The sequence below is a fragment of the Enterobacter sp. CPE_E890 genome, assembly GCF_046521475.1.
In the GTDB taxonomy this organism is placed as follows: Bacteria; Pseudomonadota; Gammaproteobacteria; order Enterobacterales; family Enterobacteriaceae; genus Enterobacter; species Enterobacter adelaidei.
Window position 1 is genome coordinate 685,913 of sequence record NZ_JBKFZW010000001.1, and the last position, 22,851, is coordinate 708,763.

23 protein-coding genes and 1 other annotated feature are annotated in these 22,851 nt (G+C 53.9%); of the genes, 17 read left to right on the forward strand and 6 right to left on the reverse strand.

The features are described from left to right. Nucleotides 1-48 precede the first annotated feature (48 nt). Nucleotides 49-378, forward strand: a complete 330-nt coding sequence (trpR, locus tag ACLHV9_RS03355) for a trp operon repressor (RefSeq protein WP_080328985.1) — start codon at nucleotides 49-51, stop codon at nucleotides 376-378. Here trpR and yjjX read toward each other — a convergent pair. Next, nucleotides 369-884, reverse strand: a complete 516-nt coding sequence (gene yjjX, locus ACLHV9_RS03360) for an inosine/xanthosine triphosphatase (protein ID WP_049005222.1) — start codon at nucleotides 882-884, stop codon at nucleotides 369-371. The genes trpR and yjjX overlap by 10 nt on opposite strands. A 50-nt stretch (nucleotides 885-934) precedes the next feature. Between yjjX and gpmB the strand changes: the two genes are divergently transcribed. Beyond that, nucleotides 935-1,582, forward strand: coding sequence for a 2,3-diphosphoglycerate-dependent phosphoglycerate mutase GpmB (gpmB, locus tag ACLHV9_RS03365; RefSeq protein ID WP_048989680.1), 648 nt, complete (start codon nucleotides 935-937; stop codon nucleotides 1,580-1,582). Here the strand turns inward: gpmB and robA are convergent. After that, nucleotides 1,579-2,448, reverse strand: a complete 870-nt coding sequence (robA, locus tag ACLHV9_RS03370; RefSeq protein WP_028016611.1) for an MDR efflux pump AcrAB transcriptional activator RobA — start codon at nucleotides 2,446-2,448, stop codon at nucleotides 1,579-1,581. The two genes, gpmB and robA, sit on opposite strands and share 4 nt — an antisense overlap. Nucleotides 2,449-2,659: 211 nt before the next feature. Between robA and creA the strand changes: the two genes are divergently transcribed. From creA to creD, 4 genes are read left to right on the forward strand one after another with little or no spacing between them, the layout of a single operon-like run. Further along, entirely contained in the window at nucleotides 2,660-3,130 is a 471-nt protein-coding gene (gene creA / locus ACLHV9_RS03375; RefSeq protein ID WP_028016612.1) for a protein CreA, read from the forward strand. 14 nt (nucleotides 3,131-3,144) lie between these two features. After that, nucleotides 3,145-3,834 (forward strand): two-component system response regulator CreB, encoded by a 690-nt coding sequence (creB, locus tag ACLHV9_RS03380; protein ID WP_407220170.1) that lies wholly within the window; start codon nucleotides 3,145-3,147, stop codon nucleotides 3,832-3,834. After that, on the forward strand, nucleotides 3,834-5,258 hold the full coding sequence (gene creC / locus ACLHV9_RS03385; RefSeq protein ID WP_407220171.1) for a two-component system sensor histidine kinase CreC: 1,425 nt from the start codon (nucleotides 3,834-3,836) through the stop codon (nucleotides 5,256-5,258). Before creB ends, creC begins: the two co-directional genes overlap by 1 nt. A gap of 56 nt (nucleotides 5,259-5,314) precedes the next feature. Continuing rightward, a complete protein-coding gene (gene creD, locus ACLHV9_RS03390; protein ID WP_407220172.1) occupies nucleotides 5,315-6,667 on the forward strand; it encodes a cell envelope integrity protein CreD in 1,353 nt (450 codons plus the stop codon). Nucleotides 6,668-6,712: 45 nt separating this feature from the next. Here the strand turns inward: creD and arcA are convergent, their stop codons facing one another. Next, a complete protein-coding gene (arcA, locus tag ACLHV9_RS03395) occupies nucleotides 6,713-7,429 on the reverse strand; it encodes a two-component system response regulator ArcA (protein ID WP_003856501.1) in 717 nt (238 codons plus the stop codon). Nucleotides 7,430-7,524: 95 nt separating this feature from the next. Between arcA and yjjY the strand changes: the two genes are divergently transcribed. From yjjY to ACLHV9_RS03430, 7 genes are all read left to right on the forward strand, one after another. Continuing rightward, entirely contained in the window at nucleotides 7,525-7,665 is a 141-nt protein-coding gene (gene yjjY / locus ACLHV9_RS03400) for a protein YjjY (RefSeq protein WP_085928893.1), read from the forward strand. Between the two features lie 399 nt (nucleotides 7,666-8,064). Beyond that, the gene (locus ACLHV9_RS03405) at nucleotides 8,065-8,751 is read left to right on the forward strand and encodes a tRNA/rRNA methyltransferase (protein ID WP_407220173.1); all 687 of its coding nucleotides are present in this window, start codon (nucleotides 8,065-8,067) and stop codon (nucleotides 8,749-8,751) included. Nucleotides 8,752-8,941: 190 nt separating this feature from the next. Next, complete coding sequence (gene thrL / locus ACLHV9_RS03410) at nucleotides 8,942-9,037, forward strand: thr operon leader peptide (protein WP_202820751.1); 96 nt, start codon at nucleotides 8,942-8,944, stop codon at nucleotides 9,035-9,037. After that, nucleotides 8,976-9,093 (forward strand) — a sequence feature (Thr leader region). It overlaps the preceding gene by 62 nt. Nucleotides 9,094-9,117: 24 nt before the next feature. Continuing rightward, entirely contained in the window at nucleotides 9,118-11,580 is a 2,463-nt protein-coding gene (thrA, locus tag ACLHV9_RS03415) for a bifunctional aspartate kinase/homoserine dehydrogenase I (RefSeq protein WP_049005227.1), read from the forward strand. A gap of 1 nt (nucleotide 11,581) precedes the next feature. Continuing rightward, nucleotides 11,582-12,511, forward strand: a complete 930-nt coding sequence (gene thrB, locus ACLHV9_RS03420; protein ID WP_028016618.1) for a homoserine kinase — start codon at nucleotides 11,582-11,584, stop codon at nucleotides 12,509-12,511. A 3-nt stretch (nucleotides 12,512-12,514) separates the two neighbouring features. Next, on the forward strand, nucleotides 12,515-13,801 hold the full coding sequence (gene thrC / locus ACLHV9_RS03425; RefSeq protein ID WP_028016619.1) for a threonine synthase: 1,287 nt from the start codon (nucleotides 12,515-12,517) through the stop codon (nucleotides 13,799-13,801). Between the two features lie 292 nt (nucleotides 13,802-14,093). Beyond that, nucleotides 14,094-14,387, forward strand: a complete 294-nt coding sequence (locus ACLHV9_RS03430; protein ID WP_028016620.1) for a DUF2502 domain-containing protein — start codon at nucleotides 14,094-14,096, stop codon at nucleotides 14,385-14,387. Between the two features lie 31 nt (nucleotides 14,388-14,418). Here the strand turns inward: ACLHV9_RS03430 and yaaA are convergent, their stop codons facing one another. Next, complete coding sequence (yaaA, locus tag ACLHV9_RS03435; protein ID WP_028016621.1) at nucleotides 14,419-15,192, reverse strand: peroxide stress protein YaaA; 774 nt, start codon at nucleotides 15,190-15,192, stop codon at nucleotides 14,419-14,421. Nucleotides 15,193-15,258: 66 nt separating this feature from the next. Further along, complete coding sequence (locus ACLHV9_RS03440; protein WP_032666765.1) at nucleotides 15,259-16,689, reverse strand: alanine/glycine:cation symporter family protein; 1,431 nt, start codon at nucleotides 16,687-16,689, stop codon at nucleotides 15,259-15,261. A 262-nt stretch (nucleotides 16,690-16,951) separates the two neighbouring features. Here ACLHV9_RS03440 and tal point away from each other — a divergent pair, with 262 nt between their 5' ends. The 3 genes from tal (at nucleotide 16,952) to ACLHV9_RS03455 (ending at nucleotide 20,049) form a co-directional block, all read left to right on the forward strand. Continuing rightward, entirely contained in the window at nucleotides 16,952-17,905 is a 954-nt protein-coding gene (gene tal, locus ACLHV9_RS03445) for a transaldolase (protein WP_028016623.1), read from the forward strand. A gap of 111 nt (nucleotides 17,906-18,016) precedes the next feature. Beyond that, a complete protein-coding gene (gene mog / locus ACLHV9_RS03450) occupies nucleotides 18,017-18,604 on the forward strand; it encodes a molybdopterin adenylyltransferase (protein WP_049005231.1) in 588 nt (195 codons plus the stop codon). Nucleotides 18,605-18,726: 122 nt separating this feature from the next. After that, the gene (locus ACLHV9_RS03455; protein WP_028016625.1) at nucleotides 18,727-20,049 is read left to right on the forward strand and encodes an MFS transporter; all 1,323 of its coding nucleotides are present in this window, start codon (nucleotides 18,727-18,729) and stop codon (nucleotides 20,047-20,049) included. Here ACLHV9_RS03455 and satP read toward each other — a convergent pair. Further along, nucleotides 20,026-20,592, reverse strand: coding sequence for an acetate uptake transporter (gene satP / locus ACLHV9_RS03460; RefSeq protein WP_028016626.1), 567 nt, complete (start codon nucleotides 20,590-20,592; stop codon nucleotides 20,026-20,028). The two genes, ACLHV9_RS03455 and satP, sit on opposite strands and share 24 nt — an antisense overlap. A 296-nt stretch (nucleotides 20,593-20,888) precedes the next feature. Here satP and dnaK point away from each other — a divergent pair, with 296 nt between their 5' ends. Then, entirely contained in the window at nucleotides 20,889-22,802 is a 1,914-nt protein-coding gene (gene dnaK / locus ACLHV9_RS03465; RefSeq protein WP_108089544.1) for a molecular chaperone DnaK, read from the forward strand. The last annotated feature ends 49 nt before the right edge of the window (nucleotides 22,803-22,851 follow it).

Consider the following 22,851-nt stretch of genomic DNA (forward strand, 5'->3'; position numbering starts at 1 on the left):
GGGTTGTGTTATGCTGTACTCGCTAAAGAGTACAAGAGGCAGCATAACATGACCCAGCATTCCCCGTATTCCTCGGCAATGGCCGAACAACGTCATCAGGAGTGGCTTCGTTTTGTGGAGTTGCTCCGCCAGTCTTACGATCAGGATTTGCATTTGCCCCTTATGCAGCTGATGCTCACGCCAGATGAGCGTGAAGCGCTGGGCACGCGCGTGCGGATCATTGAAGAGCTGTTGCGCGGCGAAATGAGCCAGCGTGAACTCAAAAATGAGCTCGGCGCGGGTATCGCAACGATTACCCGCGGATCGAACAGCCTGAAATCAGCACCGGTTGAGCTGCGTCAGTGGCTGGAGTCTGTGCTGTTGGGCGATCAGCGATAAATCGCGTTATGGAACGGGCTTAAGGCCAGGATCACCGCCTGGTGGTAAACGCCTGAACGCGTCAGTGCGCCTGCAGTAAAGACGCCAATAGCCCCTTCTTTACGGCCAATCTCATCAATGCCGGTGTACTGTGACATCACCGGCCCCAGCGCTTCACCCGCACGGACTTTTTCCAGAATGATCTCTGGCAGAGGGAGGGTAGCCGAGCGCGCTTCACCACGCTGTTCGCGGCTTTCAATCACCACCCAGCTAAAGGTTGCACCTTCGTCGATACCCGCTTCAATCGCCACCCAGAAGTCAGCCTCAGGTGCCGCAACTTTGGCATTTGCCACGCGATTTCGTGCGCCAGCCCGCGTTTCCTCGCTGCCAAACGGCTGTTCAGGAACACCACTCTCGACGCCGATGGCATCAATATGGCAGGATCCTTCGCCGAAGATCTCTTCAAATGCCCTTAGAATTGCCTGAATTTTGGCAGGATTAGTGGTAGCAGAGACAACATGGTGCATAATTAAGCTCGATTCGAAAAAAACTCATCGCAGTATAACGGAAAAAAAGCATGTTACAGGTATACCTTGTTCGCCACGGTGAAACGCAGTGGAACGCCGAGCGACGTATTCAAGGCCAGTCAGACAGTCCCCTCACTGAAAAGGGGGTACAGCAAGCGTGGCAGGTGGCGGAACGCGCCCGAACGCTGGGCATCACCCACGTTATCACCAGCGATCTCGGTCGCACACAGCAGACGGCACGCATCATCGCGGACGCCTGTGGCTGTGACGTCATGCTTGAGCCGCGCCTGCGCGAGCTGGATATGGGCGTGCTGGAAAAACGCCATATTGATACGCTGACGGAGAAGGAGGAGGGCTGGCGTCGTACGCTGGTTAACGGTACCGAAGATGGCCGTATTCCTGAAGGCGAATCCATGCAAGAGCTGAGCGTTCGTATGCATGCCGCACTGGCGGAATGCCTGAAGCTTCCAGCGGGAAGCCGTCCGCTGCTGGTGAGTCACGGGATTGCGTTGGGTTGCCTGGTGAGCACCATTCTGGGGTTACCGGCTTACGCTGAACGCCGTTTGCGTCTGCGCAACTGCTCCATTTCCCGGATTGATTACCAGGAAAGCGCATGGCTGGCGTCGGGGTGGGTGGTGGAGATGGCAGGGGACATCTCGCATCTCGATGCCCCTGCACTTGACGAACTGCAGCGTTAACGACGAATCGGAATTAAGAATTCCATACGCAGATTGATTGGGCCTTCTTCCGGTTTGGCATCCTGCGCCGGGTAGTAGCGCTCAATGTCCTGACCTTTACGGCGATTCAGATTCAGCATAGGCATGCAGGTTCCGTAAACGGTCAGGATAAACTCCTGAACGCCCGTTCCCAGCCCTTCATAGGCGAACATTACGTATTCGCCGCCTTCGAGCACGACAGGCTTCGAACCCTGAATATAGCCATTGGCCATCTCTGGGGTCAGCGCGGTGGTGTAGAACACCTCCTGCTCGTCGTCTTTTTCCTGACTTGGATGCGTTTCGTTGAGGCCATACAGAATCGGCGGGATCGCCGGGGCGTGGCTCAGGAAGTCGCGCCAGAACTGAACGCGCATCTGATGACGGAACTCAGAAATCTGCTCCAGAGAACAGGAGTAGCTCTGCGTCGTACCGATCAGATGGGTTTCAGGCAACGTGACAATTTCGTATTTTGGCATCGCGAACTCGCCCAGACGCAGCGGTGGACGCATACCAAACGAGCTCCAGTCAGGCGAGCGACGATAAAGCGCAGGCGTTAACGAGAACTGTTTTTTAAAGGCTCGGGTGAAGGTTTGCTGCGAATCGAAACGATATTGCAGGGCAATATCCAGAATCGGCCGTGCCGTAAGGCGCAATGCCACAGCAGACTTAGACAGACGACGCGCGCGAATATAGGCCCCGATAGCATGACCGGTGACATCCTTGAACATCCTTTGCAGATGCCACTTGGAATAGCCTGCTTTAGCCGCCACATTATCCAGTGACAAAGGCTGGTCGAGATGACCTTCCAGCCAGGTGAGCAGGTCGCGAATAATTCCAGCCTGATCCATATACTATCCTCATCCTTAAAACAGCAGGTGCCTGATAACAGGTTAGCGGATAATAGCATTTTTTGATGTTTTAGCATTCAGTGTTTTTTTTGCGCATTCATGCTTTTTGGAGCACATTGTGGGCAAATATATTCTAATCCTGTGATCTTGCTACATTTTTGTCTAAAGTGTTGAATAATCGCCCAGTGTAATTTTAAAGAATGGTAACAATATGAAATACAAGACTTTGATCTTCACCGCGTTGATGCTAATGGTCGGGCGCGTGGCGCAGGCAGAACAGATTGGTTCCGTCGATACCGTGTTCAAAATGTTTGGCCCGGACCACAAAATTGTGGTCGAGGCGTTTGACGATCCAGACGTGAAGAACGTCACCTGCTATGTCAGCCGGGCGAAAACCGGCGGTATCAAAGGTGGCCTGGGACTGGCGGAAGATACCTCCGATGCGGCAATCTCTTGCCAGCAGGTGGGTCCGGTTGAGTTAAGCGATAAAATTAAGAACGGTAAAGCGCAGGGCGACGTGGTGTTCCAGAAACGCACCTCGCTGGTGTTTAAAAAGCTACAGGTAGTACGTTTCTATGATGCGAAACGCAACACCCTGGCTTACCTGGCCTATTCCGACAAAGTGGTGGAAGGTTCACCGAAAAATGCAATTAGCGCGGTGCCAATCATGCCGTGGCGTTAATTCAGGGACGAACCATGCAACTACCTGTGGTCTGGCTGGTTGAAGACGAAATCAGCATCGCTGACACACTTATCTACATGCTTCAGCAGGAAGGATTCGCGGTGAAGGCGTTTGAACGCGGTCTGCCCGTGCTGGAAGAGGCGCGGCGGCAGTTACCCGCGCTGGCAATTCTTGATGTCGGGTTGCCGGATATCAGCGGCTTTGAGCTGTGCCGTCAACTGCTGGCGCTGTATCCGGCGTTGCCGGTACTGTTTCTGACGGCGCGAAGCGACGAGGTGGATAAACTGCTCGGTCTGGAGATGGGGGCTGATGACTACGTCGCTAAACCTTTCTCACCGCGCGAAGTGTGTGCCCGGGTGCGGACAATTTTACGGCGGATGCAAAAATCAGCCGCGCCTTCGGATGTTGTGCGTATCGGCCAGTTTGAACTGAACGAACCTGCGGCACGAATCAGCTGGTGCGGTGAGGTGTTACCCCTCACGCGCTACGAGTTTTTGTTACTTAAAACATTGTTACAGGCTCCCGGACGTGTGTACTCCCGCCAGCAGCTAATGGACAAGGTGTGGGGCGAAGACGGGGACAGTTTCGATCGTACCGTGGACACCCATATCAAAACCCTGCGCGCCAAGCTGCGGGCGGTGAACGAGGAGCTTTCACCCATCAGCACCCATCGTGGTATGGGCTACAGCCTGGGGCTTTATTAATGCGCATTGGGATGCGGTTGCTGCTGGGGTACTTCCTGATCGTGGCCATTGCCGCGTGGTTTGTGTTGTCGATCTTTGTTCAGGAAGTGAAACCCGGCGTGCGCAGGGCAACTGAAGGGACGTTGATCGATACCGCGACCTTGCTCGCCGAAGTCGGGCGCGAGGACCTCCTTTCGGGCAATGCGCAGCAGGGCAAACTGGCGCAGGCATTTTCACAACTTCATCAGCGGCCTTTCCGCGCCAATATCGGCGGCATTCATAAAGTGCGCAACGAATACCACGTCTACATGACCGATGCGCAGGGCAGAGTGGTGTTTGATTCCGCGAGTCTGGCTGTGGGGAAAGATTACTCCCGCTGGAACGATGTCTGGCTGACCCTTCGTGGCGAATACGGCGCGCGGAGCACCCAGAGCAATCCTGACGATCCAGAGAGCACGGTGATGTATGTTGCGGCTCCGGTTGTGGACAACGGTAAGATTATTGGCGTGCTGTCGGTCGGGAAACCCAACAGCGCGATGGCACCTGTTATCCATCGCAGCGAGCGACGGATCCTGTGGGCGGGTGGTGCATTGCTTGGCATTGCTTTGCTGATTGGTCTTGTTGTGGCGTGGTGGATCAATCGTTCTATCGGTACGTTGTCGCGCTACGCTGACGCGGTTACCACCGATTCCCCTCTGCCATTGCCGAATCCCGGCAGCAGTGAACTGCGCAAGCTGGCGCAGGCGCTGGAGAATATGCGTATTCGCCTGGAAGGGAAAAATTACATTGAACACTATGTCCACTCGCTCACCCACGAGCTGAAAAGTCCGCTGGCCGCAATCCGGGGCGCGGCGGAAATTCTTGCTGAGCAGCCCTCACCGCAGGTCGCCAGGCGGTTTATCGACAACATCCTGGTGCAAAACGCGCGTATGCAATCGTTGGTCGAAAAGTTGCTTGCCCAGGCCCGGCTTGAAAATCGGGTGGAGATTGTCCCCACAAGCGTCGATGTCGATGCGCTGTTTGCGCGGCTGGCTGACGCCCGCTCGACGCTACTGACCGCTAAAAATATCACCCTGACCTGTAAAAGCACCGCGCTGTGTGTGGAAGGTGATGCGGAGCTGCTTGAACAGGCATTGGGTAATTTACTGGATAACGCCATCGACTTCACGCCGGAGGGCGGGGCTGTTCAGCTTGCAGCCCATGAAGGGGACAAGCAGATACACTTTACCGTCACCGACAGCGGCAGCGGGATCCCGGATTATGCCCTGAAGCGAATTTTCGAACGTTTTTACTCTCTTCCTCGTGGCAACGGATTGAAAAGCAGCGGCCTTGGGCTGGCCTTTGTACAGGAGGTGGCGCGTCTGCACCAGGGGGAGGTCACATTGCGTAATCGTGATGAAGGTGGCGTGATGGCCACGCTGATACTTCACCGTCCCTTCACATAACTTCAAACTGGCCCCACATAGCCCGGTTACGCTCTCCTCATCACAAAGGAGACGTAATGATGAAATCCCCCCTGTTCTGGAAAGTAAGCACTCTGCTGGGGTGCATCCTGCTGTTGTTAGTCCCGCTTTTTATGGTCAGTAACCTGATTTCAGAGCGTGAAAACTACCGTAATGATGTCGAAAACACGCTGCGCCAGAGCACCAGCGGACCACAAAAACTGGTCGGCCCGCTGATTGCGATTCCGATGACGGAGATCTTTTACAAGATAGAGGACGAGAAGAAGGTCGAATACAAGAAAAGCTATATGCACTTTATTCTGCCGGAATCCCTAGTTGTGGAAGGTAACCAGCGCGTGGAGTCCCGAAATATTGGCATCTACGACGGGCAAATCTGGAACGCTGACCTGAAGATAAAAGCACAGTTTAATACCGAAGAGCTAAAACAACTGAGAGGGGAAACGATAACAACAGGGCAACCGTTTATCGTAACGGGCGTTGGCGACGCGCGGGGCATTGGCACGGTCAGTATCTCTAAAATCAACGGGGAGACGCTAAGCGTGGAACCCGGTTCAGGCGTCTACGGGGCGCTTGCTGGGATCCACATCCCGCTGACCGACAAAGCGCTGGAAGCCAAAACGTTTGCGCTTGAGATGTCCCTCAGCCAGGCGGGAACGGGCAGTTTTGCGGTGGTGCCGGTAGGCCGTAATAGTGAAATGATGCTCAACAGTAACTGGCCACATCCGGGCTTCATGGGCGACTACCTGCCGGTTAAGCATCAGATAGGTGAGTCTGGGTTCCAGGCGAACTGGCAGAGTAGCTGGTTTGCAAATAACATGGAAAGTTGGTTCAACGATAAGGAATCCCCGGAGTGGGAGGCGCTCCCGGCCTTTAGCGTGACGGTAGCGACGCCTGCCGACCAGTACCAATTGACTGAGCGCGCGATTAAGTACGCGATTCTGCTGATTGCACTGACGTTTATGGCGTTCTTTGTTTTCGAAACCTTAACCGGATTACGCCTTCACCCGATGCAGTATCTGCTGGTTGGGCTGTCGCTGGTCTTGTTCTATCTGGTATTGCTGGCGTTGTCTGAGCACGTTGGGTTTACCCCAGCCTGGATTATTGCAAGCCTTGTTGGCGCGGTGATGAATGGGATGTATCTGCAGGCGGTGCTGAAAAGCTGGAGGCGCAGCGGGGTGTTTGTGCTCTCATTACTGGGTCTGGATGTGGTGATGTGGTTCCTGTTGCGGTCAGAGGATTGTGCATTATTGCTGGGGTCAGCGGTGCTCGCGCTGGCGCTGTTTGCGGTGATGTTCCTGACCCGTCATTTTGACTGGTACTCGCTTTCTCAGCCGAAGCGTCCTGAGCCTCCCGCAGAGCCTGATAACGATACACTGCGAATCTGGAAATAAAAAAAACGGCGCAAAGCGCCGTTTTTTTATGTGTTGCGTGCGGGATTACTCCTGCAGATCGCCGCAGAAACGGTACCCTTCGCCGTGGATCGTGGCGATGATTTCCGGGGTATCCGGCGTAGATTCGAAATGTTTACGAATACGACGGATCGTTACGTCTACGGTACGGTCGTGCGGTTTCAGCTCACGGCCGGTCATTTTCTTCAGCAATTCTGCACGGGACTGAATTTTGCCCGGGTTTTCGCAGAAGTGCAGCATCGCGCGGAATTCACTGCGCGGCAGTTTATACTGCTCGCCGTTCGGGCTAATCAGCGAACGGCTATTGATATCAAGTTCCCAGCCGTTGAATTTGTAGCTGTCTACGCTACGACGCTCTTCGCTGACCGTACCCAGGTTCATGGTTCGGGAAAGCAGGTTGCGTGCACGAATGGTTAACTCGCGAGGGTTGAACGGCTTGGTGATGTAGTCATCCGCACCGATTTCCAGGCCAAGAATTTTATCAACTTCGTTGTCACGGCCCGTCAGGAACATCAACGCGACGTTCGCCTGTTCACGCAGTTCGCGCGCCAGAAGAAGACCGTTTTTGCCCGGAAGGTTAATATCCATGATCACCAGGTTGATATCATTTTCAGAAAGGATCTGATGCATCTCTGCGCCATCGGTCGCTTCAAAGACATCGTAGCCTTCTGCTTCGAAAATGCTCTTTAACGTGTTGCGTGTTACCAACTCGTCTTCAACGATAAGAATGTGCGGGGTCTGCATGTTTGCTACCTAAATTGCCAACTAAATCGAAACAGGAAGTACAAAAGTCCCTGACCTGCCTGATACATGTCGCAAATTAACATGACCGGCCTAACGTGACTAAAGTACGTAATTGCGTTCTTGATGCACTTTCCATCAACGTCAACAACATCATTAGCTTGGTCTTGGGTACTTTCCCTTTGGACCCGACAGTGTCAAAAACGGCTGTCATCCTAACCATTTTAACAGCAACATAACAGGCTAAGTGACACCAGACACCCAATAAAACTACGCTTCGTTGACATATATCAAGTTCAATTGTAGCACGTTAACAGTTTGATGAAATCATCGTAGCTGAATGCTAGCCTTTATCACAATTTTTCAATAAACCAACTAGTTGCGGACCTTGATTTATAAACGAAGTGAATCCAATCAGAATAGGGTATTCATGTCGCTATTATCATTATAAAACATAAGGATAATAGTCTTCTGTTAACATTCTAACTGATTGTTCAGACACAAAATAGTTTAGCGTTTTTAATTTGTTATGAAACGCTATTTCGGTGATTTGTGTTGCAATTTTGTAAATTCGCGCTGCGTAATATGTTGATGTGCATCACATTTTTACCCGCTAACTGATTAAAAAGAGAGCATAAATGCATCTGTCGATTGTACTGGTTGCCCCAGCCAGAGCCGAAAATATAGGCGCAGCGGCGCGTGCCATGAAGACCATGGGTTTTACCGATTTACGTATTGTGGACAGCGCGGCCCATCTGGAGCCTGCCGCCCGGTGGGTGGCGCACGGGTCGGGAGATATTCTCGATAATATAACCACTTACGACACACTAGCCGCCGCGTTGCACGACATTTCGTTTACCGTTGCGACCACCGCGCGCAGCCGTGCGAAATTCCACTACTACGCCACCCCTGCTGAACTGGTGCCCATGCTGAAAGAGAAAAGCCAGTGGCTGGAGAAAGCCGCGCTGGTGTTTGGCCGTGAAGATTCCGGGTTAACAAACGAAGAGCTGGAACTCGCTGACGTGCTCACGGGGGCACCGATGGTGGCCGATTATCCGTCCCTGAATTTAGGCCAGGCGGTCATGGTCTACTGCTATCAATTAGCTTCCCTAATGCAAATCCCTCAGCCACAGGCTGAAGGGGCAAACGAAAACCAGCTGGCCGCACTGCGCGCTCGTGTTGAGCAACTGTTATCTCAATTGGGGGTAGCGGACGATCAAAAAATGGCTGACTGGCTGCAGCAGCGTTTGGGGCGTCTTGAGCGGCGGGACACCGCCATGCTGCACCGTTTGCTGCACGATATTGAAAAAAAATTGGCCGAGTAAAATACTGCCATAAGTTTTTACTATGGCGAATAAGTCTGTCTGGATGGGTTGCACTTGGGGGAATCGGATGAAAATAAATCTGCACGCAGCGGGACGTGAGAGTCTCCCGAAATGTGATCAAATTAAAAATCCATTGACTTAAGGTGCCCGATCCTTTAACCCTAAAAGAATACAGCACAGACAGATAATAATGACAGAGTACACAACATCCATGAAACGCATCAGCATCAGCATCACCACCATTACCACAACCATCATCATTACCACAGGTAACGATGCGGGCTGACGCGTACAGGAAAAACAAAAAAAAGCCCGCACCTGAACAGTGCGGGCTTTTTTTTCGGCTAAAGGAAACGAGGTAGAACCATGCGAGTGTTGAAGTTCGGCGGTACATCAGTGGCAAATGCAGAACGTTTTCTGCGCGTTGCCGATATCCTGGAAAGCAACGCCAGGCAGGGGCAGGTTGCGACCGTGCTCTCTGCCCCGGCAAAAATCACGAACCATCTGGTGGCGATGATTGAAAAAACCATCGGTGGTCAGGATGCACTCCCGAACATCAGCGACGCAGAGCGTATCTTCGCTGACTTACTGCAAGGGCTGGCAGAGGCGCAGCCAGGCTTTCCGCACGCTCAACTGAAGTCCTTCGTTGAGCAGGAATTCGCGCAAATTAAACATGTTCTGCACGGCATCAGCCTTCTCGGCCAGTGCCCGGACAGCATCAACGCGGCACTGATCTGTCGAGGCGAAAAACTCTCTATCGCCATCATGGCGGGCGTGCTGGAAGCGCGTGGTCATCACGTGACTGTGATCGATCCGGTTGAAAAACTGCTGGCGGTGGGCCACTACCTCGAATCCACTGTTGATATTGCCGAATCAACTCGCCGCATCGCTGCAAGCAAAATTCCGTCTGACCACATGATCCTGATGGCAGGCTTCACCGCCGGTAACGAGAAGGGTGAGCTGGTGGTGCTGGGCCGTAACGGCTCCGACTACTCCGCCGCCGTGCTGGCCGCCTGTTTACGCGCAGATTGTTGTGAGATCTGGACTGACGTCGATGGTGTTTATACCTGCGATCCGCGCCAGGTACCGGACGCCAGGCTGTTGAAGTCGATGTCGTATCAGGAAGCGATGGAGCTTTCCTACTTCGGCGCTAAAGTCCTTCACCCGCGTACCATCTCCCCGATTGCCCAGTTCCAGATCCCTTGCCTGATTAAAAACACCGGTAACCCGCAGGCACCCGGTACGCTGATTGGCGCGAGTAACGATGAAGACGGCCTGCCGGTGAAAGGGATCTCTAACCTCAACAACATGGCGATGTTCAGCGTCTCAGGTCCGGGGATGAAAGGGATGGTCGGTATGGCGGCGCGCGTGTTTGCAGCCATGTCCCGCAACGGCATCTCCGTGGTGTTGATCACCCAGTCTTCTTCCGAATACAGCATCAGCTTCTGCGTGCCGCAGGCCGACTGCCTGCGCGCCCGCCGCGCGCTGGAAGAAGAATTCTATCTTGAGCTGAAAGAAGAACTGCTTGAGCCGCTGTACATTCAGGAACGTCTGGCGATCATCTCGGTGGTGGGCGATGGCATGCGCACGCTTCGTGGTATCTCCGCCAAGTTCTTTGCTGCGCTGGCACGCGCCAATATCAATATCGTGGCGATTGCCCAGGGCTCGTCAGAGCGTTCAATCTCTGTTGTTGTGGACAACGATGACGCCACCACCGGCGTTCGCGTGGTTCACCAGATGCTGTTCAACACCGATCAGGTCATCGAACTGTTCCTGATTGGCGTGGGCGGCGTTGGCGGCGCGCTGCTGGAGCAGGTGAAGCGCCAGCAGGCGTGGCTGAAGAAGAAACATATTGATCTGCGCGTCTGCGGGATAGCCAACTCAAAAGCGTTGCTGACCAACGTGCATGGCTTGAATCTGGAAAACTGGCAGGCGGAAATGAACGAGGCGAAAGAGCCGTTTAATCTGGGACGCCTGATCCGACTGGTGAAAGAGTATCACCTGCTCAACCCGGTGATTGTCGACTGTACGTCGAACCAGGCGGTCGCCGATCAGTACGCTGACTTCCTGCGTGAAGGCTTCCACGTGGTGACGCCGAACAAAAAGGCCAACACCTCGTCGATGAACTATTACCACCAGTTGCGCCTGGCGGCGAGCAAATCGCGTCGCAAATTCCTGTATGACACCAACGTGGGTGCTGGTTTGCCGGTTATCGAGAACCTGCAAAACCTGCTGAACGCGGGGGATGAACTGCAGCGTTTCTCCGGTATCCTCTCCGGATCGCTGTCGTTTATTTTCGGCAAACTGGATGAAGGCATGAGCCTCTCAGAAGCGACCCGCGCTGCGCGTGAACTGGGCTATACCGAGCCGGATCCGCGTGACGATCTCTCCGGGATGGATGTGGCGCGTAAGCTGCTGATCCTGGCGCGTGAAACAGGTCGTGAGCTGGAGCTTTCCGATATCGTGATTGAACCGGTCCTGCCCGCAGAATTTGATAGCTCCGGTGATGTCGGTGCCTTTATGGCTAATTTGCCGCAGCTTGACGATGCGTTTGCCGCACGCGTTGCGAAAGCCCGTGATGAAGGTAAGGTATTGCGCTATGTTGGCAATATTGAAGAAGATGGTGTGTGCCGGGTGAAGATTGCCGAAGTGGATGGCAACGATCCGCTGTACAAAGTCAAAAACGGCGAAAACGCCCTTGCGTTTTACAGCCACTATTATCAGCCATTGCCGCTGGTGCTTCGCGGTTATGGCGCAGGGAACGATGTTACAGCGGCGGGTGTGTTTGCCGATCTGCTGCGTACCCTGTCATGGAAGTTAGGAGTTTAACATGGTCAAAGTTTATGCCCCGGCTTCCAGCGCCAATATGAGCGTCGGATTTGATGTGCTGGGTGCGGCGGTCACGCCGGTTGATGGTTCTCTACTGGGCGATACGGTCACGGTTGAAGCGGCAAATAGCTTCAGCCTGAATAACGTGGGCCGCTTTGCCAGCAAACTGCCGTCGGACCCGCGCGAGAATATCGTCTATCAGTGCTGGGAGCGCTTCTGTCAGGAGATTGGCAAAAATGTGCCGGTCACCATGACGCTGGAAAAAAGTATGCCGATTGGCTCAGGGCTGGGCTCCAGCGCCTGCTCGGTGGTCGCTGCGCTGGTGGCCATGAATGAACACTGCGGCAAACCACTCAACAATAACCGCCTGCTGGGGTTAATGGGCGAGCTGGAAGGACGGATCTCTGGCAGCATTCACTATGACAACGTTGCGCCGTGCTTCCTTGGCGGCATGCAACTGATGATTGAAGAAAATGGCATCATCAGCCAGCAGGTGCCAGGGTTTGATGAGTGGCTGTGGGTGCTGGCCTATCCGGGTATTAAGGTTTCCACCGCTGAAGCGCGTGCGATCCTGCCTGCGCAGTATCGTCGCCAGGACTGTATCGCGCACGGACGTCATCTGGCCGGCTTTATTCACGCCTGCTATACCCGTCAGCCGCAGCTGGCGGCGAAATTGATGAAAGATGTTATTGCCGAGCCATACCGCACCAAACTGCTGCCTGGTTTTAACGAGGCACGACAGGCATCTTTGGATATTGGCGCGCAGGCATGCGGCATCTCCGGCTCCGGCCCGACGCTGTTCGCCTTATGCGATAAACCAGACACTGCGCAACGCGTAGCGGACTGGCTCTCTAAACACTACCTGCAAAATCAGGAAGGCTTTGTTCATATTTGCCGTCTGGACACGGCTGGCGCACGAGTACTGGGATAACGAATGAAACTCTACAATCTTAAAGATCATAACGAGCAGGTCAGCTTCGCGCAGGCGGTGACTCAGGGACTGGGCAAAAATCAGGGGTTATTCTTCCCCCATGACCTGCCGGAATTTCAGCTGACCGAGATTGATGAACTGCTGAAGCTGGATTTTGTCACCCGCAGTACCAAAATTCTGTCTGCGTTTATCGGCGACGAAATCCCGCAGGATCTGCTGGAAGAACGCGTGCGGTCGGCGTTCGCTTTCCCGGCTCCGGTTCAGCAGGTGGAGCCTGACGTTGGCTGTCTGGAACTGTTTCACGGCCCGACCCTGGCGTTCAAAGATTTCGGTGGCCGCTTTATGGCTCAGATGCTGACCCACATCAGCGGCGACAAACCGGTAACTATCCTGACGGCTACCTCCGGTGATACCGGTGCGGCGGTTGCGCATGCGTTCTACGGCCTGAAAAACGTTCGTGTGGTGATCCTCTACCCGAAAGGCAAAATCAGCCCTCTGCAGGAAAAACTGTTCTGTACCCTCGGCGGCAACATTGAGACCGTGGCTATCGACGGTGATTTCGACGCCTGCCAGGCACTGGTCAAACAGGCCTTCGATGATGAAGAGCTGAAGGCGGCGCTGGGTCTGAACTCGGCGAACTCCATCAACATCAGCCGTCTGCTGGCGCAGATTTGCTACTATTTCGAAGCGGTTGCACAGCTCCCGCAGGAAGCGCGTAATCAGCTTGTTGTCTCTGTGCCAAGCGGTAACTTTGGTGACCTGACGGCTGGCCTGCTGGCAAAATCCCTGGGTCTGCCGGTGAAACGATTTATCGCTGCCACCAACGCTAACGACACCGTGCCGCGTTTCCTGAAAGACGGCAAATGGGCGCCGAACGCGACGAAGGCAACGCTCTCCAATGCGATGGATGTGTCGCAGCCGAATAACTGGCCGCGAGTGGAAGAACTGTTCCGCCGCAAAATCTGGCGTCTGGGCGATCTGGGTTACGCAGCGGTGACGGATGAAACCACCAAAGAGACCATGCGTGAGCTGAAAGCGGTGGGGTACACCTCCGAACCGCACGCCGCAATTGCTTACCGTGCTTTGCGCGATCAGCTTAATCCAGGTGAATATGGCCTGTTCCTGGGGACGGCGCATCCGGCAAAATTCAAAGAGAGCGTGGAAGAGATTCTGGGTGAAACGCTGCCGCTGCCGAAAGAGCTGGCCGAACGTGCCGACCTGCCGCTGCTGTCTCATGAACTACCTGCGGATTTTGCCGCGCTGCGTAAGCTGATGATGGCTCGAGCGTGATTTTTGTCGGGTGACGGCTACGCCTTACCCGACCTACAACGGCTCAGAACGTAGGCCGGGTAAGCGCAGCGTCACCCGGCAACAGCAGCACTGTACCGAGGCCGGGTAAGGCGACGGCGCCCCCCGGCTTTTTTATGGAGAAATTAAGGAGAAAAAAAGAAGGGAAAATGCAGAAATTCCCAATAAATGCGGTCACTTAGAGATTAGGATTGCAGAGAATAACAACCCCGGTTCCCCTCACGTAACCTCCTTACATCGGCCCACGTTGGGCAAGAAGAATAAGGAGTCACCTATGTCTACGTTGAAACCTGTCCTCATCGCACTTTCACTGATGCTGGTCGCTCCTATGGCGGTACAGGCATCTGAAATCACACTCGTGCCTGCGGTAAAACTGCAGATTGGTGACCAGGATAACCACGGACACTACTGGGATGGCGGTAGCTGGCGTGACCATGACTGGTGGAAGGCCCATTATGACTGGCGCGATAATCACTGGCGTCCTCATGACGAACATCACGATCGTGACGACCATCCAGACCACCGTCACGACGATCATCGTCCAGGTCCGGACTGGAAGCACCATTAATGCAAACCCCGCCAGCTGGCGGGGTTTTGTTTTACTGCTCGTGGCGCTTAAACACCAGTTCACCTTTCCCTGACGACGCTTCGTCAAAGAAATACCCTTCGCTGTTAAATCCGGTCAACTGCTCCGGCTTCGTCAGTCGGTTCTGAATGATGTAGCGGCTCATCAGACCACGCGCTTTTTTGGCGTAGAAACTGATCACTTTGAACTTACCATTTTTCTCATCAAGGAAGACCGGCTTGATGATTTCCGCATCCAGTTTCTTTGGCTTCACGGACTTGTAGTATTCGTCAGAGGCCAGATTAATCACCACGTTATCGCCCTGGGCATGTAGCGCTGCGTTTAGCTTGTCGGTGATGATGTCACCCCAGAAATGGTACAGATCTTTGCCTTTTGCATTCTCTAATCGGATACCCATCTCAAGACGGTAAGGTTGCATCAAATCCAGCGGACGCAGAACACCGTACAGGCCTGAGAGCATGCGCAGGTGCTGCTGGGCAAAATCGAAATCGGCTTCGCTGAACTCTTCCGCCTGCAGGCCGGTATACACATCACCTTTAAACGCCAGCAGCGCCTGGCGAGCGTTGGCTGGCGTGAAATCCGGGTGCCACTCGTGGAAGCGGGTGGCGTTAAGATCTGCGAGCTTATCGCTGATGCTCATCAGCGAGGCGATTTGTGGTGCAGAGAGTTTACGCGCTTCGCGGATCAGCTGTTGTGAATAGTCCAGCAGTTCAGGTTGCGTATAGCGCTCGGTGGCGAGCGGGCTCTGGTAGTCGAGCGTTTTTGCAGGTGAAATAAGAATCAGCATATCCAGTCCTTGCAGGAAATTTAGAGCGACTTTAGCAAAAAATCGCCCTGAATTGATCGATAGCTGTTATCGCCGGGGCAAATCATCCCATGTGCCGGGGGGCAGTTGCGCGTTAACTTCAGGATAGCGTGTGGGATCAAATACCGGTGGAACACCCAGTTTGCGTTGACGAAGATAGTCCCGGGCAATCAGGCTAACAATGGGGGAGAGCAGCAGGATCGCCGTAAGGTTGGTGATGGCCATCAGTGCCATGATGACGTCAGCCAGTTGCCAGACCAACGGCATGCTGAGTAGGGATCCTGCAATGACCATCAGTATCACTCCCAGGCGCAACGCACTGATTGCGGCACGGGAGTCGAGTTTCAGGAAGATAAGGTTATTTTCGGCGTAAAGGTAATTCACCACAATTGAGCTGAAGGCGAACAATATCAGTATGATCGCGACAAAACCGGCCCCCCAGCTGCCAGTAAGGTTCACCAGAGCCTGCTGAAGAAGCTGTATCCCGGCGTTTCCCGACGAATGCGGTACGGGGCCTGCCAGTAGCAAAATCATGGCGCTGGCGGAGCAGATAATAATGGTATCGGTAAAGACGCCAATCATTTGCACAATGCCTTGTGCGGCAGGGTGTGGCGGCCAGGAAGAGGCGGCTGCCGCCGCGTTGGGGGTTGACCCCATCCCCGCTTCATTGGAAAACATTCCTCGCTGAAAACCCGCCATCAGCGCCTGGCTGAAGGTGTAGCCCAGCGCACCTGATGCCGCCTCACGCCAGCCAAAAGCGCTTTTGAAGATAGTGGTAATGATTCCTGGAACCTGGTCGGCATGCAGTGCGGCGACAAACAGGCTCGCGCCAACCCAGAGCAGCGCCATCACGGGAACCATCCACTGCATCAGGCGGGCGATGCCTTTGAGGCCAGCAGAAATGGTGAACAGAACGAAGAGGGATAAAACGATGCCTGTGATCCACTCCGGGCAGGCGAAGGCATAGCGCAGAGCATTGGCGACAGAATTAGCCTGAACCGTATTAAAAATAAGGCCATAAGCGAGCAGTAAAAAAAGCGAGAACAGAACGCCCATCCAGCGCATCCCTAACCCACGCGCCATATACCAGGCAGGACCGCCGCGAAACTGACCGTGTTTGTCCTTCTCTTTGTACAGCTGTGCGAGAGAGCATTCGGCAAACGAGGTGGCCATGCCAACGATCGCGGTGACCCACATCCAGAAGACGGCGCCAGGACCACCGGCGCTGATGGCCAGCGCTACACCCGCCAGGTTACCGCTACCGACGCGTGCGGCGAGACTGGTACAAAGCGCCTGAAACGAGGTGAGTCCGCCTGGCTGCGGCGTAATGCTGTTTTTCAGACTTCTGCCAAACTTGCGTATATATCTAAACTGGATAAAACCACTGCGCAGTGTGAACCATATACCTGCCCCTAATAGCAGATATATCATTATCGAACCCCAGAGGATTTCGTTGATAAAGAAAAGGAAATCAGGCATTAACGTCCCTCTTGTTGATGCCAATATGAATATGTAAGCGCTACCACTGATTGAGCATGCTGTTACTTAGCAGCCTGTTAATATTCTGAGTTTATCATACTCTGTCTAAGCGCACTGTCTGCGGTTGCGCTACCTCTCACTCGTGTTATCATCTGGGCAGACCGGTTACATCCCCCTAACAAGTAAACCTGTCATTTTTCCGCTGCAGGCATGCTGTCGGTAGCGTGAATTATCCAGGGCACGTTAAAAGAGAAACACTATCATGACGGATAAATTGACCTCCCTTCGTCAGTTCACCACTGTCGTAGCTGACACCGGAGATATCGCGGCAATGAAGTTGTACCAGCCGCAGGATGCCACAACTAACCCTTCTCTGATCCTGAACGCTGCACAGATCCCTGAGTATCGCAAACTGATTGACGACGCTGTGACCTGGGCGAAAGCGCAGAGCAATGACCGCGCGCAGCAGATCGTTGATGCCACTGACAAACTGGCAGTGAACATCGGTCTGGAAATCCTGAAACTGGTTCCTGGCCGTATCTCTACCGAAGTGGATGCACGCCTCTCCTACGACACCGAAGCGTCAATCGCCAAAGCAAAACGCCTGATCAAAATGTACAACGATGCGGGTATCAGCAACGACCGTATCCTGATCAAACTGGCCTCTACCTGGCAGGGCATTCGCGCGGCTGAGCAGCTGGAAAAAGACGGCATCAACTGTAACCTGACTCTGCTGTTCTCCTTCGCGCAGGCGCGTGCATGTGCAGAAGCCGGTGTCTACCTGATTTCTCCGTTCGTAGGCCGTATTCTGGACTGGTACAAAGCCAACACCGATAAGAAAGAGTACGCACCTGCTGAAGATCCAGGCGTGGTTTCCGTTACTGAAATCTACGAATACTACAAACAGCACGGTTATGAGACTGTTGTTATGGGCGCAAGCTTCCGTAACGTCGGTGAAATCATCGAGCTGGCTGGCTGTGACCGCCTGACCATCGCCCCTGCACTGCTGAAAGAGCTGGCAGAAAGCGAAGGCGCGATCGAGCGTAAGCTGTCTTACACCGGTGAAGTGAAAGCGCGCCCAGAGCGCATCACTGAATCCGAGTTCCTGTGGCAGCACAACCAGGATCCAATGGCAGTAGACAAACTGGCGGACGGTATCCGTAAGTTTGCTGTTGACCAGGGCAAACTGGAAAAAATGATCGGCGACCTGCTGTAATCATTTCTGCGTGACCGGGTTCCCGGTCACGCGACTTCTTTCGTACCCTGTCTGAATTTCCTCTCTGCGTGTATCATTCCCTTTAATCAGTACTTTTTAAATGGAATGGCTATGAATACCTTACGCATCGGCTTAGTGTCGATTTCTGACCGCGCCTCCAGCGGTGTTTACCAGGATAAAGGCATCCCGGCTCTGGAAGAGTGGCTGGGCAGCGCGCTGACTACCCCCTTTGAAATCCAGACTCGCCTGATCCCTGACGAACAACCGATCATTGAGCAGACGCTGTGCGAGCTGGTGGATGAGATGAGCTGCCATCTGGTGTTGACCACGGGTGGAACCGGGCCTGCACGTCGCGATGTCACGCCAGATGCGACGCTGGCAGTCGCCGACCGTGAAATGCCGGGCTTCGGTGAGCAAATGCGCCAGATCAGCCTACACTTTGTTCCAACCGCCATCCTCTCTCGCCAGGTGGGCGTGATCCGCAAACAGGCGTTGATCCTGAACCTGCCTGGCCAGCCGAAGTCGATCAAAGAGACGCTGGAAGGGCTTAAAGCCGACGATGGCAGCGTGATCGTACACGGGATCTTTGCAAGTGTACCGTATTGTATACAGCTGCTGGACGGTCCGTATGTGGAAACCGATGAGAAAGTCGTAGCAGCTTTTCGGCCTAAAAGCGCGCGCCGCGAGACAATATCCTGAAAATAATGATTATGTGACATTAGCTGAAGCGGCGATGGCGTGGTAAAGGTTTTACGGTATAGTAATTTTTTCTTTACGTTTGCTGTAAAAATAAATCCACAACACACGCATAATGGTTCGCTATGTCACATAACACCCGACCTCTGAATCGACAGGACTACAAAACCCTCACGCTCGCTGCTCTGGGGGGCGCGCTGGAGTTCTACGACTTCATCATCTTCGTTTTCTTTGCCGCCGTCGTGGGGGAGCTTTTCTTCCCAGCGGATATCCCGGAATGGTTGCGCCAGGTACAAACCTTCGGCATTTTTGCCGCCGGGTATCTGGCTCGTCCGTTGGGTGGCATTGTTATGGCGCACTTTGGCGATCTGGTTGGGCGTAAGAAGATGTTTACCCTCAGTATTTTGCTGATGGCTGTACCTACGCTTGCCATAGGCCTGCTGCCTACGTATGCCTCAATGGGCCTTGTTGCCCCGCTATTGCTGTTGCTTATGCGCGTGCTTCAGGGGGCCGCAATTGGCGGTGAAGTGCCTGGCGCGTGGGTGTTTGTGGCGGAGCATGTTCCGGCGCGTCGCATTGGTATCGCCTGTGGAACCTTAACGGCGGGCCTGACCATCGGCATTCTGCTGGGCTCGGTCGTTGCAACTCTCGTGAATACCCATATGACGCAACAGGCCGTGCACGACTGGGGCTGGCGTCTTCCGTTCCTGCTGGGTGGGGCCTTTGGTCTGGTGGCGATGTACTTGCGCCGCTGGCTACAGGAGACGCCGATCTTCCTTGAGATGCAGCAGCGCAAGGCACTGGCGCAGGAGTTACCGGTTAAGGCGGTGGTGGTCCGTCACAGAAGTGCGGTGGTGGTGTCGATGCTGCTGACCTGGCTGCTGTCGGCGGGTATCGTCGTCGTGATCCTGATGTCGCCGGTCTGGCTGCAAAAACAGTACGGTTTCGCCCCAGCGGTCACCCTGCAGGCGAACAGTATTGCGACCATTATGCTCTGTTTTGGCTGTCTGGCGGCTGGCCTTGCTGTTGACCGGTTTGGCGCGAGCCGGACCTTTATCGTCGGCAGTCTGCTGCTGGCAGCATCAAGCTGGGCGTTCTACCATCTGGCGGGTAGCCACCCGGAGCAGCTGTTCCTGCTGTATGGGGTAGTCGGGCTGTGCGTCGGTGTTGTGGGGGCGGTGCCGTATGTGATGGTGCGTGCGTTCCCGCCAGAGGTTCGTTTCACCGGTATCTCTTTTTCTTACAACGTGTCGTATGCCATTTTTGGTGGTCTGACACCGATTGCCGTCACCATGCTGATGGGGATATCGCCGATGGCTCCAGCCTGGTACGTTCTCGCGCTCTCGCTGATGGGGCTGGTGTTAGGGGTCTGGCTTCGCAAAGGGTGGGAGTGTCGTGCCCGCGAGGCAGGCACGACAGAGGGATCAGTGTTTTTCACCAATCGGTAGAATGGTGCGGTCAAACTGCTCGTTCAGCACTTCGCCCATTGCCAGGTAGATAGCGCTCGCGCCACATACCAGGCCAATCCAGCCGGCAACGTGAACGATGCCTTCGTTATCCACCAGGTGACCGATCGCCAGCAGAGCGAATAGTACGGTCAGGCTCAGGAAGACGAACTGCAGCGCGCGGTTACCTTTCAGGGTGCCGAAGAACATGAACAGGGTGAAGACACCCCACAGACCCAGGTAAACGCCCAGGAAGTGGGCGTTTGCCGCATCTGCCAGACCCATTTTAGGCATCAGCAGAATGGCAACCAGGGTCAGCCAGAAAGAGCCGTAAGAGGTGAAGGCGGTTAAGCCGAAGGTATTACCTTTCTTATATTCCAGCAGGCCCGCGAAAATTTGCGCGATGCCGCCGTAAAAAATGCCCATCGCCAGGATGATGCCATCCATCGGGAACATCCCGATATTGTGCAGGTTCAGCAGGATAGTGGTCATGCCAAAACCCATCAGGCCCAGCGGAGCCGGATTAGCCAACTTAGTGTTGCCCATAAGTCCTCAAAAAAATCATCATTAATATGGTGAAATGGTGAATCCCGCGTCAATACTCCCTGACGGGGCGCGGCATCATAATGGGCGCAATCGATGGCGTCTATGATCTCATCAGGGTGAAATTAAAATTTTTTTTATCCTTCCCCCTTGATGGATGCTGTGGCGACCCCATCTTGTAGTCAACCGCAGTGTGTGGACCTGAAAAAAATCAAATCTGGGCAGTTGAAAAAGCACGTTCTGCCCTTATTACAGGTACACAACCACATGTTGACTGAATTTTTAGTGGAGACGTTTAGATGGGTAAAATTATTGGTATCGACCTGGGTACTACCAACTCTTGTGTAGCGATTATGGATGGCACTACTGCACGCGTGCTGGAGAACGCCGAGGGCGATCGCACCACGCCTTCTATCATTGCTTATACCCAGGATGGTGAAACTCTGGTTGGTCAGCCGGCTAAACGTCAGGCAGTGACAAACCCGCAAAACACCCTGTTTGCGATTAAACGCCTGATTGGCCGCCGCTTCCAGGACGAAGAAGTTCAGCGTGACGTTTCTATCATGCCTTACAAAATCATCGCAGCAGATAACGGCGATGCATGGCTTGATGTGAAAGGCACCAAAACTGCACCACCGCAGATCTCTGCTGAAGTGCTGAAAAAAATGAAGAAAACCGCGGAAGATTACCTGGGTGAGCCGGTAACTGAAGCTGTTATCACCGTTCCTGCATACTTCAACGATGCTCAGCGTCAGGCAACCAAAGATGCTGGCCGTATCGCAGGTCTGGAAGTAAAACGTATCATCAACGAACCAACCGCGGCTGCACTGGCTTACGGTCTGGATAAAGAAGTTGGCAACCGTACTATCGCGGTTTACGACCTGGGTGGTGGTACCTTCGATATTTCTATTATCGAAATCGACGAAGTTGACGGCGAAAAAACCTTTGAAGTTCTGGCAACCAACGGTGATACCCACCTGGGTGGTGAAGACTTCGATACCCGTCTGATCAACTACCTCGTTGACGAGTTCAAGAAAGATCAGGGCATTGACCTGCGTAACGACCCGCTGGCCATGCAGCGCCTGAAAGAAGCCGCTGAGAAAGCGAAGATTGAACTGTCTTCCGCTCAGCAGACCGACGTGAACCTGCCGTACATCACTGCAGACGCGACCGGTCCTAAACACATGAACATCAAAGTGACCCGTGCGAAACTGGAAAGCCTGGTAGAAGACCTGGTGAACCGTTCCATCGAGCCACTGAAAGTTGCTCTGCAGGACGCTGGCCTGTCTGTATCTGACATCCAGGACGTTATCCTGGTGGGTGGTCAGACACGTATGCCAATGGTTCAGAAGAAAGTGGCTGAGTTCTTTGGTAAAGAGCCACGTAAAGACGTGAACCCAGACGAAGCTGTTGCTATCGGTGCAGCGGTTCAGGGTGGTGTACTGACTGGTGAAGTGAAAGACGTACTGCTGCTGGACGTTACCCCGCTGTCTCTGGGTATCGAAACCATGGGCGGTGTGATGACTGCGCTCATCAACAAAAACACCACCATCCCGACGAAACACAGCCAGGTGTTCTCTACCGCTGAAGACAACCAGTCTGCGGTAACCATCCATGTGATTCAGGGTGAGCGTAAACGTGCGGCGGATAACAAGTCTCTGGGTCAGTTCAACCTGGATGGTATCAACCCGGCACCACGCGGCATGCCGCAGATCGAAGTCACCTTCGATATCGATGCTGACGGTATCCTGCACGTGTCTGCGAAAGACAAAAACAGCGGTAAAGAGCAGAAGATCACCATCAAGGCATCTTCTGGCCTGAACGAGGCTGAAATCGAGAAAATGGTTCGCGATGCAGAAGCTAACGCTGAGTCCGACCGTAAGTTCGAAGAGCTGGTTCAGACCCGTAACCAGGGTGACCATCTGCTGCACAGCACCCGTAAGCAGGTTGAAGAAGCAGGCGATAAACTGCCAGCGGAAGACAAAACTGCTATCGAGGCTGCACTGAGTGCGCTGGAAACTTCACTGAAAGGTGAAGATAAAGCGGACATCGAAGCGAAGATGCAGGAACTTGCACAGGCTTCCCAGAAGCTGATGGAAATCGCTCAGCAGCAGCACGCTCAACAGCAGGCAGGCGCTGACGCTTCCCAGAACAACGCGAAAGACGACGATGTTGTTGACGCTGAGTTCGAAGAAGTTAAAGACAAAAAATAATCGCCCTGATGCAGGGTAATTAATCGGCACGGGCGTAGGAGAACTCTCC